Below are 12,250 nucleotides of genomic sequence, written 5' to 3' on the forward strand. Positions count from 1 at the left end.
GGTCCTGTTTCACGTGAAACAGGACCCGGCCCCGGCCGTTCCGCGGTACTACCGGCCTTCTGCGCCCGATCGGGTCAGAGGCCCAGGTCGTCCAGGTCGTACGCGGTCACGTACGGCAGGCCCTCGGCCTCGACCGCGGCGGCGCCACCGCGCTCCACGATCACCGCGACGCCGACCACCTCGGCGCCCGCCTCGCGCAGCGCCTCGACGGCGGTCAGCACCGAGCCACCGGTGGTGGAGGTGTCCTCGACGGCCAGCACCCGGCGGCCCTTGACCTCCGGGCCCTCGATCCGGCGCTGCAGGCCGTGCGCCTTGCCCGCCTTGCGGACCACGAAGGCGTCCAGCTCGCGGCCGCGCGCGGCGGCGGCGTGCAGCATCGCGGCGGCCACCGGGTCGGCACCGAGGGTCAGACCGCCGACGGCGTCGTACTCCAGGTGGGCGGTCGCGTCCAGCATGACCCGGCCGACCAGCGGGGCGGCCTGGGCGTCCAGCGTGATCCGGCGCAGGTCGACGTAGTAGTCGGCCTCCTTGCCGGAGGAAAGGGTGACCTTGCCGTGCACGACGGCCTTGTCCTTGATCTGTGCCAGCAGGGCGTCGCGGTCGTTGCTCATGAGCGTTCAGTCTAGGGGGTGGCGGGCCGTCTAGCGTCGGCGCAGGGCCCTGACCAGGACCACGGCGCCGCCGATCAGGGCCACGCCGCCGCCGATCATCCACGGCACCGCGCTGCGGCCGCCCGGCCCCGGCACCACGATGCCGCCCGCCTCGCCGCCCCAGCGGGACGCCGCCCGGGCCCGCGCGCTGCGGGCCGGCAGGGCGGGGGCGTAGGGGCCGCGCGGCGGGGCGTGGTCGACCTCCTCGGCGGAGCGGCCGACGATGCTGCGGCGGACCGGGCCGCTGAGCACCGGCTCCTGCTCGTAGCCGAAGGGCAGGTCGGCGGGGAGCTCGGTGCCGGCCCCGTCCCCGGCCTCGGCGGCGGGGCCGTCCACGTCGGCGGCCTCCTCGCGGTCGTCCTCGTCGCGGTCGCCGCCGGTGGGGAGGCCGAAGCGCTCGGCGTCGGCGTCGGAGAAGGCGATCAGGTCGGAGAGGTCGTCGTCCAGGTCGTCGCCGGGGTTGTCCTGGTGGTCGTCCAGGAAGAGCACGGTGGCGCCGGGCTCCTCGGCGTCGGTGTCGGTGTCCGTCTCGGCGTCCGTGTCGGCCTCGGCGTCCACATCGGTGTCCGTCTCGGCGTCCGTGTCGGCCTCGGCGTCCACATCGGTGTCCGTCTCGGCGTCCGCGTCGGCCTCGGCGTCCACATCGGCGTCCGCGTCGGCGTCCGTCCCGGCGCCCGCCTCGGTGTCCGTGTCGGCCTCGGCGTCCAGATCGGCGCCCGCCTCGGCGTCCGCGTCGGCCCCGGTGTCCAGATCGGCGTCCGCCTCGATGTCCGCGTCCGCCTCCGCCTCCGGGGAGGCGAGGGCGGCGGCGAACCGGTCGAGCAGGCGGCGGCCGGTGGTGGCGAGGGTCTCCCCGTCGAACTCGGTGAGCCGGCCGGTGGCGCTCAGATCGCCGATGAAGCGGATCACCGCGGTACCGGCCCCGGTGCCGTCGGCGGTGCTGACCCGGACGGTGGCGGTGGCCTCGCCGCTGCCGCGCACCTCCTGGCCCTCGGCGAACACGGTGAGGACGCCCTCGCGCCCCTCGATCAGCGACAGCACGCCCTTGTAGGTGATGGTGGAGGTGCCGATCCGCAGCTTCAGCCGCCCGCCGATCTCGTCGGCGGGCCCGCTGCCGACGGCGGCCGGCTCGGTGCTCAGCCCGGGCACGCAACGGGCCAGCAGGGCCGGATCCTGCAGGGCCTGCCGGACCAGCTCGGCCGGCATCGGGACGACAACCTCATGCTCCATGTCACGGAGCCTACCGACCGAACCCCCGGTGGTCCCCGTGGTGGCCCCTACCTGCCGCCGGGACGTCCCCGAGCGGGCGCACCCGGGCCCGCCACCGACCGCTTGTGGCCCGCGCCCGCCCGCTTCTGTCCGCTCCGGGGCCGGCCCGCCGCCGGCCGCGGCCCGAGCGGCCTCCGCGGCCTCGGTACCGCCCCGGCGGGGTCAGTGCGGCCCCAGCAGGGTCAGCGCGGCCGGCGGGCGGGCCGGGCGCAGCGCGGTGAGGCGGGCGGCGGCGGCCCGCAGGGCGTCCGCGGTGAGCGCGCGGGGCGGCGGGGCGTCCGGGGCGAGGGTGAGCGGGGGCTGGGCGGCCGCGGCGAGCAGGAAGGCCTGGCTGTCCTGGGACGATCCGGGCCGGCAGCTCGCGGCGGGGCCGCCCTGGACGGCGTACGGGACGGTCCGCAGCCCGGCCGCCCGCAGGCCGGACTCGACCTGCCAGAGGTCGTTCGGCTCGTCGCCCGCCCGGACGGCGAGCCGCCCGCCGGGCGCGAGCAGCCGGGTGGTGAGGCCGTAGAACTCCTGCGAGTGGAACTTCACCGTTCCGCTGTCGGCGGGGCCGGGCAGGTCGGCGAGCACCACGTCGAAGGCGCCCTCGCCCGGGCGTACGCTGCGCAGCCACTCCAGCGGGTCCGCCGCCGCGGTCCGGACCCGGGGGTCGTCCAGGGAGCGGCCGGAGAGCGCGGCCAGGCCGGGGTCGGTCCGGGCCAGCCGGACGAGGGCCGGGTCGGCGTCGACGACCAGGACCGAGCGGACCCCGCCGTGCCGCAGCACCTCCCGCAGGGCGAGGCCGTCGCCGCCGCCGAGCAGCAGCACCCGGGCGTCCGGTCCGGCCGCCATCGCGGGGTGGACCAGCGCCTCGCTGCCCCGGTACTCGTCCGGCCCGCAGACCGCGAGCCGCCCGTCCAGGTAGAGCCGGAGCGGGCCCTCGGCGGGGCCGGTGAGCACGATCTCCTGGTAGCGGCTGTGGGTGGCGAAGCGGACCTGCGCGCCGTACAGGGCCTGCCGGGCGGCGCGCTCGATCGCGCCGGACGAGGCGGCGGCCGCGGCGAGCAGGGCCAGGACGAGGGCGCAGCCGCCCCAGAGCAGCAGCCGGGTGCGTGGCGCGGGCTCCTCGCGGAACAGCCAGAGCACCACGGCGGCCCCGGCGACGGCGTTGACGGCGCCGGTGACCAGGGCGCCGGTGCCCGGTCCGAAGAGCGGCAGGATCAGGAACGGGAAGGCGAGGCCGCCGATCAGCGCGCCCACGTAGTCGGCGGCGAAGAGGTCGGCCGCGGCCCGCCCGGCGTCCTCCCGGCGGATCCGTTGGACGAGCGTCATCAGCAGCGGGATCTCGGCGCCGATCAGGACGCCGATCAGGCAGGTCAGGCCGACCATCGCGGCCTGGTAGCGGCCGATCCAGGCCCAGCAGGAGTACAGCGCGAGGACGGAGAGCCCGCCGGTGAGCGCGAGCGCGCATTCGACCAGGGCGAAGGCGGTGGCCGGGCGGCGGGTGAACCGCTTGGCGAGCAGCGAGCCCAGACCCATCGCGAACACCATGACGGAGAGCACGACGGAGGTTTGGGTGACCGAGTCCCCGAGCAGATAGCTGCCGAGCGCGACGAGTTCGAGCTCGTAGACGAGTCCGCAGGCCGCGCAGACGAACGCGGCCAGCAGCACGGCGAGCCTGGCGAGCGCGGGGTGGGCGCGCAGCCGGGCCTTGCGGCGGGCGGGCAGAGGGGTCAGGCTCCGCCCGGGCCGGGGTGGGCTGCCGTTGTCGAGGTCGAGTCCCGGCTGTGCGGGTGGACCGGCCGGATGGTTGATCACGAACAAACGCTAGGCGACGTTCGGTACGGATGGCTGCGTCCATTCGACGGACAGTGCGATACGACAGGTTGACGAATCGTTCCTGCGTGCGAATGAAGGCCGATGTGCGGCTCTATGCCGCCATCGGGACCGGCGGTGGTGGTCATCCGGACACCACCAGCGAGGAGCGCGTACAGACCAGCCGGCCCTCCTGCGGATAGGCGTGCCAGGTGCGCCAGAGCAGCCGGTCCGCGCCGCCCTGGGTGACCAGCGCGGTGAAGGCGCTCGGATCGCCGGGGAAGACGCCGGCCAGGCCGCGTGGATGGCCCTCGACCAGGGCCAGCAACTCCTGCGCGCGGGCGGCGAAGTCGTGCGGCGGCAGCGCCTCGATCCGGGCCGCGAACTCGTACTCCCAGCCGTCCACCTGTTTGGCCACCCGGGCCGGCAGCGGGGTCCGGCGGCCGGGCAGGCAGGCGACGGTCTCCAGGCATCTGCCCGGCCCGGCGGCGATCACCACCTGGTGCGAGGCGCCCAGCAGTCTCAGCTGGAGGGTGCCGGGCGGACCGGGGTGCCCGGCGCCGGCGAGTCTCAGGTCGCGGACTGCGAGAGCGGGCAGCGGTTCGCCGCCCAGGCACCAGGCCAGGTCACCGGCGCGGGTGTCCGTGTAGGAGGTCTGCAGTGTGGTGAGCATGCTCGGCTCCGCGTTTCAGCTCCGTGCGCGCCCGCCGAGCAGCAGCGAAGGAGGCCTAGGCAAGGGCGAGGCTGTTCGTGGCTGTGCGGTCCAGGGCGCGGCCGACCGTGGAAGGAAGGATTCCGGCTGGAGATTCAGCAGCAGAGAAGCATGAATACGCCGGGTCCGTCGGTGATTTACCCAACTTTGTCAAGCATTCACCGTTTCGAGCACCCCGGCTTCCCTGCTCTGATCGAGCCGGTGTGCGACTTTGCACAGCGCGCGCCCCTCACCCCGGTGTGCGCGCCGTGCGCGCTGGTCGTGCGCTACTCACGAGGCCCGTGCGCCCCGGCCCTCTCCGCGCCGGGCGCGCAGGGCACAGGAGGGGCCGGGGCGGGCCGAGCGGGCCACGGCGAATTCCCGCCTGGCGGCAAAGAGCCTTCCTGGCAGGCAAATTGACTATTCGTCAGGACGTGCGAGGGGTTCCACCCGATGGTCAGAGCCGACCGAGTCGGGTGACCGCCTCCTCCAGGACCTCGACCTGCTTGCAGAAGGCGAAGACGGACGAAGCAGTTGGGAGTCCTTGCGCTCCCCGGTAAGCAAACGCCCCACCAGTGGGGCCGACGCCACGGGGGGTGACCCGCGATGACCAGTGCCACTGATGCGTTCGGCCGAACGAGTGCAGCCGCCGTTCCTTACAGAGTCCTGGATCCCAACGGGGACATGGACATCTACGCACGGAAGTCCGTCACTCGGAAGGGTGCGCGGAACACCGAGCTCAGCATCAACCAGCAGATTGCCGACGGCATCGCATGGGGTGAGCGGAACGGCTACCGGCCACGCTTCGTCTGGGTGGACAACGGCATATCCGGCAGCAAGGACGTCCACCGCCCCGGCTATGACGCGGGCCTCGGTGCACTGGGGGCTGGGGTCACCCGCTGCCTGTGGTGCTACAAGCTCGACCGTTTCAGCCGCAAGGGAGCCCTTGCGGTACTCACGATCATGGACCGGCTCGAAGGTCGACGGATCTTCTTCGGGGCGGACGGGCTCGACACGAGCCGGCCGGGCGACCGGCGCATGATCATGTGGCGGGCGGAAGATGCCAAGGAGTTCTCCGACCAGCTCAGCGAACGCGTGGGCGACACGTGGCGCCACTCGAAGGACGCGGGCTTCTGGTTGGCCGCGAGGGTGCCCTACGGGCTGCGGAAGTCGACCAAGACCCGCAAGCTCAAGATCGACAGCTCTCCGGCCATTCCCGGGCAGGTCGATGGCCAGACCAAGGCCGACGTCGTGCGGAGGATCTTCCGAGAGTGCGAGAACGGGATGACCGGACCGAAGGTTGCCCAGGGGCTCAACGCTGACGGCATCCCGTCGCCCGGTGGACGCAAGTGGACGCCGACCCACATCTACAAGATTCTCAAGCACCCCGCCTACATCGGGTTCCAGCCCTCCAGTGACTGGGACGACCGTGAAGATCCGATCCACCGTGACAGCAAGGGGAAGCGGGTCCGGGTCGGCGAGGCGGTGGTCACGGAAGCACAGCAGAAGAGGGCCCGCGCGAAGATCACCGGTCGGACGGCCCTTCTTGGGGTCCGCCCGACCAAGAAGGGCGTTCGATCGATCCCGCGAAGCCGACTCGCCGGACTCCTGTTCTGTGCAGGCTGCGGGTACGTCATGATCAAGCAGGGCATGTCGTACTCCTGCCGCCACAAGCTTCGGGCTGTCGGCTGCACCAACCCGGCTTCGGTGCTCGCTGAAGCGGCCGAACTGATCGTCTTTGAGGCATGGGTGAGCCGACTCGTCGCCAGTGAACCGGACGATGCGCTGATCGAGGCTGTGGCGGCTCGCTGGCTCGCCTCCAACCGGCCGGAGGTGATCGCCGACCGAAAGGCGCTGCAAGACCGGGTGGACAACGCCAAGGCCGCGCTGGAAGACCTCGTTGCGGCCCGGTACAAGCGCAAGGAGTTCGACGGCCCAGCGGGCGAGTTCTACCCCGGCTTGCTGGCGGAGGCGGAGGTGGAGTTGAAGGCGGCGCAAAAGGCGCTGAAGGCTGTACCCGAGCGATCGGGTGACATCGGTTGCTTGTTGGATTCGGTCCTTGTCTGCGAAGCATGGGACCACGCCCCTGTTGAGAAGCAGCGCGAGTTGCTGGGGCTGGCGCTCGACGGCGTGTGTGTGCGCCGTAAGTTCGCAGCCGGACGCACGCAGGTGACGCCTGACCGCTTCCACTACGCCTGGGCTGGAGCGCCTCGTGTTATCGAGCCGGAGCAGCCGAAGACGAAGAAGGGTAAGAAGCCAAAGAAGAAGGCGGCTGCTGCACAGTTTGCGAAAGCCGCCTGACGGCCCCTACGGCCCCGGCATGGCCCTGAGCCTGCCGGGGCTTCTTCATGCCCTCAGCGGGGCTCCCAGGGCCTTTCGGGGCGGTGCGCGCGGCATGCCCGCCTCGCCAGCGCTGGGAAGTCTCTGCGCTCTCAAGCCCCCCGAGACGGTTGTTACTTATCTCTAGTGCTGTGTCCCTATTTCCCCCAATGACATAAGAAATCTATAGAAATTAAGGGGTCTGGGGACACGTCACTGCCCCTTTCGTAACGACCCCAGAGACAAGGAGAGAGATGGGCTACTACTCGTGGGAGAGCGGCAATCGGCGTGACGACTGCGAATGGTGCAAGCGCCCGCTGACCGGACGGCAAGAGAGGGTGTGCTCGCCCGCCTGCCGTCAGGCTCTCAAGCGGTCAGCCAAGCGCACGAAGGAACAGCTCCACGGGCTCGACTGCCCGCGCTGCGGCAACCCGTTCGACCCCGTGAACCAGCATCAGAAGATGTGCGGCGACTGCGCCAGGGCAGAGCGCGACGCCGCCGACGAAGCGCGCTGGGAAGCGGTCTGCGGGCTCGACGGATGCCAGGACAACGCGGGCTGGATGGGGGACGGCCGGCCACGGCGCTACTGCTCAACTGCCCACAAGCAGAAGGCATATCGACTGCGCCGGAAGGCGGAGAGCTGACGGCAGGGCCCTCATCCGTGACCACCTACTGACGGTAGTAGGTGACGGGAAGTCCTTGCGCTCCAGAGGTGAATGAGAAGCCAGCACTGAAAGGGGGTTCTCATGTCGCCTGCGCTGACAACCGATACGGGCGTCCAGAAGAGGGCAGTACCGTTCGGCGTCTCGCTCCGAAGCTCCGGGGGCGTCAACACAATCAGCGGATATGCCATTCGGTTCGACGAACTGAGCCACGACCTAGGAGGGTTCCGGGAACGGATCTCACCGGCCGCGTGGAATCCGGCAACGGACCGGAGCGATGTCCTCGCCACGTTCAACCACAATGTGGACCACGTTCTTGGCAGGCGTAGCTCAGGGACACTCCGCCTCATGGCAGACCCGTCGGGGGTTCGCTACGAGATCGACATTCCGAACACGCAGGCCGGCCAGGATGTTGCCGAATTGATCCGGCGGGGCGACGTGATCGGCAGCTCGTTCACTTTCCGAGTCAATTCGGGTGGGCAGGAACGCGCCAGTGATGACGACCCCGAGACTGGTCTTCCCGTCCGGGTGATCACGTCGATGACCGTCTATGAGCTTGGCCCGGTTGCCAATCCGGCCTACCCGACGACAACCACGAGCGCCCGTTCTCTGGGTGCCGCCTATCCGCTGGAGAACGATTCCCGCATGACCGACGCACCTATCCGAACCGCAGACGGCTTTCTCCCGGTGAACCGGCGCACCATCCCGAACGGTTCTCAGTGGACCGCCACGGAACCGGCAGCACTATGGGTAAACCTGATCGGGCCGAAGTCTCGGTTCCTGGCGAACATCCCGGCGTCGAACAAGCTGACCATGCACGAACCTTCGATGATGCTCCCGGCGATCAAGACCGCCGACGGCGCATACGTGGATGCCAACACCCCGATCCCGGAAACGAGTACCGATCTGCCCTCCCGGACGTGCTGGGCGACGAAGTTCGGCGCGCTGGAGAAGGCGTCGTCCGAAGTCCTTCAGGATGCCCGTCCGGATCTCGTCGCAGGCATCAACCAGTCTCTTGCGCTCGCCATGGCGCGTGGGCTCGACAAGGGGCTGTTCAACGGCGCCGCACCGGCCGACCCGAACGACCCCAGGCGGGTAACTGGCCTACTGGCTCAGGGAGTTACCAAGAACGCTGCTCCGTCCGTTGCCGAGATCAGCGCCGCTCTCAAGCGCATGGAAGGCTCCGGCGCCGAGGGCACCGTTCTGTGGGTTGATCCGGTGGCCGCCGAGGCGCTCCGGGCGGAGATCCCTGCCGCTCAGTGGACGGAGGGAATCTACGGGCTGATCCCGGTCGTCTCGCAGAACCTCCCCGCCAACACGGCTGTTGTTGCGGACAGTTCGCGGATCTTCGTCGGACTGCACAGCGGCGTCTCCATCGTGGTGTCACGAACCGCGCCGGGGGCGTTCACCCAGGACCACGCGCTGTTCCGCGCACTGGCCCGCGTGGCTGGCGTATGGGTGCAGGAAGCCACGTCGGTACAGATCGTGAGCGCCACGCTCCCGAACATGGTCCCGAACCTTCGGGCGCTCGCCGACCAGCCGGAGCCGGACCTGAACTCTCCCGAGATGCTCGCTGTCCAGGAGCAGCAGCATGCGGAGGAGCTTGCCCGCCTTCGAGCCGACCCGAGCAAGCGCGTCACGGTGGCAGCGCAACAGCTCTCAGACGATCAAGCCCAGCGGCTCCGCGACCGCCAGCAGCAGGCACGGGCGCGGGCACAGCAGTGATGACGGCGAGCAAGGGTAGGGGGGTGTCCTGGACATGGGTGTAGTGCGGAAGGGGGCGGCCTGTCTCGCCAACCTGTACCGGTGGCGTGGCCGGCCGCCACATCGCGAGCCACTGCTGACGGAGATAGCCTCTCGCCTGGCGGAAGTAGGGCTCAGGCAGGTGCCGCTGCGCTGTGAGCGGTGCGACCACACGGGCCCGGTCGCTGGTCTCGTACTGGCGTGGACGAAGCCGATCCGCAGCGGCGGCAGACGAGAGCGCAGCAACGTTCACGCGTCGTGCCGAGGGTGCTGGCGTGACACGGGCCGGACCGACGGCTTGCCCGTCTTGGAAGGCGCGAGGATTCACCGGGGCCGGATTCCGAGGTCGGACACAGTGATCATCTGCCTCTGAGGCAGGAGCTTCGGCGAGACGGCGGGCGGGGCGCTTCAAAAGTTCGCGGGCTTGCCGCTCAGCGATCCCGGTTGCAGCTCAAAACGTGCGTCCTGGGTGCGGCTCCGAACCCATGCGCCCCCAGCGGTCAACTGCGCTGCCGCGTAGGCGAAGCCGTGCTGAGGGGCCCGGAGATAGGCACCCGTTAAGGGGGTCGAAGCGCCCGCTAGGAGGTGATCAAGGCGACAGCAGGAGCGACGAAGCCCCTTGAGCGTCGGTGACAATGAGCAGCAAAGCGAAGGACCCCAGGGCCGTTCCCTGGGGTCCTATTTTGCGTTCTGGGGCAGTTCAGACGGTGCCGAAGTCCCCAGTGCGGACAGCGGTCACGAAGGCCGTCCATGCGTCAGGGGAGAACCCCAGCTCGGGGCCGCTCCGATCCTTGCTGTCCCGGACGGGAACCACATCGTTGGTCTCGGCGAGGTTCAGCGCCGCCTCAACGCAGTTGCCGCCGTCACCCTCGGAGTAAGTGGACTTGTGCCAGTCAGCGTGGTGGTTGGAGTAAACCTTGGGCGGCATCTGGCTGGTGGTCACGTTGTTCAGCCCTCTCATGGCGGAGCGGATCAGATTGGCGGACTCCCGCGCGGACAGCACTTCCGCCCGAAGGCGATCATAGGACCGGGCGACCTTGGTGACCGCTTCTGGGTCGTCCACAATGTGGCCCCGGCCCATGACCTCTGAGTAGGCCCACCGTTCGCCGTTGGGTGTCTCTATGAGGGTGACGCTGCCGATTGCCCCCGTGCGCTCCCCAAGGTCGAACGGTGCTACCTGAACCGTGATGTGTGGGTACTGCTCCGGCACGTCAAGTAGATGTTGCAGCTGCTCGCGCATGACGAGCGGACCGCCAACGACCTGCCGGATGACGGCCTCATCCAAGATCGAGACCAACGGTGGACCACCCGCCGCAAGGAATCTCCCTTGGCGAGCGAGACGAGCGTCAACGGTCTCTTCTACCTCGAAGGTAGACGCCCCCCGCTTCACGTACCGGGTTAGCGCGCGTGCGTACGCTGCGGTTTGGAGCAACCCCCAGACCCGGCGAACATCGTGACCGCGAATCCCGGCACAGGTCGATTCAAGGTCGGCATAGAACTCGAACCAGTCGGGGTGTGGCGGCTCGGCCTCCCAGTCAACGCGGTCCCATGCGTCGGTCAACTGTCCGCCCGTGTTCAACGCTTCGTCACACTGCTCGGCGAATCGCCGCGCTGGCTTCCGCTCCCGGTTCTCGACCTTGCCCACGTAGCTGGGGTGGTACTGGGTCTGTCGAGCTAGCTCGGCGTACGACGTGATCCCTGCGCGCGTTCGGTGGCTGGTCAGCAGCCATGCCCAGACCTCAGGCGAAATGGAGACTGCTGGCTGCTCTGTCCTTCTCTCACCCAACGCTAATCCTCGATCGAGACAGATGGTTTGTCTTGGCGTCAGGTATACCGCTTCCCCTACCCCGTGTCGTTGGCTGGTTACCGCACAGCAGCGACGGAAGGCGGCGGCGGTGGGAACCATCTACACCCCGAAGCAGAACGAGAAGGTGCGCGACCAACGGTCGGGCGAGATCGGCGAGTACATGGCCACACAGGCCGGGTTGGTCCACCTGCGACCGCCCGGTGGTGGGTGCGAGTGGACCACGCCCCCGGACCGGATCGAACCCCTGACGCCCGCCCTTGCCCTTGAGCCGGCGGACCCGTCCGGGGCGCCCCCGCGTCCGGCGCTGTGATGCGTGGCCAGTACTCAAGGAAGGCGCACAACTCCCCTCAGGCGAAAGGCGCGGAAGTGATCGGCGGTTCCCCCAACTGCCCCTGCGGCAAGCCGGTCGAGCTGACCGGGGCAGAGACGGACGACATCCCGGAATGGCGCTGCGACTGCGGCCGGTTCGGCTTCCTCCTGCCGCCGACCTACGCCACGCAGCACCCCGACGAGCCGCCCGTTCAGGTCTGCGGCCGGAAGCGTCGGCCGGGGCCGCGTGAGGTCCGCGTGGAAGTTGTCCCCGCCGTCGGTTACGAGCTGGAGATCGAGGGAGCGAAGAGCGTCCCGTTCGTGGGGGCGGTCGACGTCGACGAGCAGCTTGCGAAGGTCGTTTCCAACTGTGTCCGCCGAGAGCTTTCCCTCTCTGACGACACGCCGTTGGTGCTGTTCGTCACGGACGAGTTCGAGGAGGTTCGGCGTATCGAACAGGCGGCTGCACCGCCGGAATAGCACACCCACAGACCCCCGTCCCGGGCGCGCAGCAGTCATGGGGAAGCGCGTTCGGGGCGGGTCCAACGTCCGGCACTGACTGCCGGATGACTCCCCTGTCGGCCCGGGGCTGGAGTGGCAGGCAGGGGAAGGGCTCCGTCCGTCGTGCGACACCCCCGGCGGGACGGACGGAGCCATCCACGCACCACCAGGAGGGGAGCTTGCGCGTTGGAGAGTGAGGTTCGCGCTGAGGCGCGGCGGAAAGTCGAGAGGGAGTTGCAACTGCGCCGCGACCGCCCCAACACGAACCACATGGGACCCGGCAGGGGGTCCGTCGTGATCGACACCCGGAGCGACGCGCTTGCCATCGTGAACGGCACCCGGTGGCAACACGCCTTCCTGCGGGCGCCCGGTCGCGAAGACGAAATCTGGATGTGTCCGCTGGGCCAGGTGGCCCCGGCAACACCCGTCCAAGCTGACCTTGTACGGGCGATCGACCTCTCGGTGTTCCCGCCCGTAACGATCGCAAAGATCTTGGAGAATC

General features: G+C 69.6%; 11 protein-coding genes. 6 read left to right on the plus strand and 5 right to left on the minus strand.

Features of this window, described 5'->3' with window-relative positions; genetic code table 11:
• Positions 1–74: 74 nt before the first annotated feature.
• The 4 genes from pyrE to ACWDRR_RS43115 form a co-directional block, all read right to left on the minus strand.
• Entirely contained in the window at positions 75–611 is a 537-nt protein-coding gene (gene pyrE, locus ACWDRR_RS43100; RefSeq protein ID WP_449777807.1) for an orotate phosphoribosyltransferase, read from the minus strand.
• A gap of 30 nt (positions 612–641) precedes the next feature.
• Entirely contained in the window at positions 642–1,880 is a 1,239-nt protein-coding gene (locus ACWDRR_RS43105; protein ID WP_449777808.1) for a hypothetical protein, read from the minus strand.
• A gap of 201 nt (positions 1,881–2,081) precedes the next feature.
• Positions 2,082–3,638 (minus strand): polyamine aminopropyltransferase, encoded by a 1,557-nt coding sequence (locus ACWDRR_RS43110; protein ID WP_449777817.1) that lies wholly within the window; start codon positions 3,636–3,638, stop codon positions 2,082–2,084.
• A 223-nt stretch (positions 3,639–3,861) separates the two neighbouring features.
• Positions 3,862–4,389: a DUF2617 family protein gene (locus tag ACWDRR_RS43115; protein WP_449777809.1), complete on the minus strand. Its 528-nt coding sequence runs from the start codon at positions 4,387–4,389 to the stop codon at positions 3,862–3,864.
• A gap of 702 nt (positions 4,390–5,091) precedes the next feature.
• Here ACWDRR_RS43115 and ACWDRR_RS43120 point away from each other — a divergent pair.
• The 3 genes from ACWDRR_RS43120 to ACWDRR_RS43130 all read left to right on the plus strand — a co-directional run bounded on the left by ACWDRR_RS43120 (position 5,092) and on the right by ACWDRR_RS43130 (position 9,113).
• Complete coding sequence (locus tag ACWDRR_RS43120) at positions 5,092–6,708, plus strand: recombinase family protein (RefSeq protein WP_449777810.1); 1,617 nt, start codon at positions 5,092–5,094, stop codon at positions 6,706–6,708.
• 272 nt (positions 6,709–6,980) lie between these two features.
• Positions 6,981–7,370, plus strand: a complete 390-nt coding sequence (locus ACWDRR_RS43125) for a hypothetical protein (RefSeq protein WP_449777811.1) — start codon at positions 6,981–6,983, stop codon at positions 7,368–7,370.
• A 102-nt stretch (positions 7,371–7,472) separates the two neighbouring features.
• Positions 7,473–9,113: an HK97 family phage prohead protease gene (locus ACWDRR_RS43130; RefSeq protein WP_449777812.1), complete on the plus strand. Its 1,641-nt coding sequence runs from the start codon at positions 7,473–7,475 to the stop codon at positions 9,111–9,113.
• A gap of 718 nt (positions 9,114–9,831) precedes the next feature.
• Here ACWDRR_RS43130 and ACWDRR_RS43135 read toward each other — a convergent pair.
• Positions 9,832–10,917, minus strand: coding sequence for a Scr1 family TA system antitoxin-like transcriptional regulator (locus ACWDRR_RS43135; protein ID WP_449777813.1), 1,086 nt, complete (start codon positions 10,915–10,917; stop codon positions 9,832–9,834).
• 109 nt (positions 10,918–11,026) lie between these two features.
• Between ACWDRR_RS43135 and ACWDRR_RS43140 the strand changes: the two genes are divergently transcribed.
• The 3 genes from ACWDRR_RS43140 to ACWDRR_RS43150 all read left to right on the plus strand — a co-directional run.
• Complete coding sequence (locus tag ACWDRR_RS43140; RefSeq protein ID WP_449777814.1) at positions 11,027–11,248, plus strand: hypothetical protein; 222 nt, start codon at positions 11,027–11,029, stop codon at positions 11,246–11,248.
• Between the two features lie 56 nt (positions 11,249–11,304).
• Positions 11,305–11,727 carry a hypothetical protein gene (locus ACWDRR_RS43145; protein ID WP_449777815.1) on the plus strand — a complete coding sequence of 141 codons (423 nt, stop codon included), beginning with the start codon at positions 11,305–11,307 and terminating at the stop codon, positions 11,725–11,727.
• 315 nt (positions 11,728–12,042) lie between these two features.
• On the plus strand, positions 12,043–12,250 hold a 208-nt coding region (locus ACWDRR_RS43150), incomplete at its 3' end, for a hypothetical protein (protein WP_449777816.1).

This window comes from Kitasatospora sp. NPDC003701, from assembly GCF_053587085.1.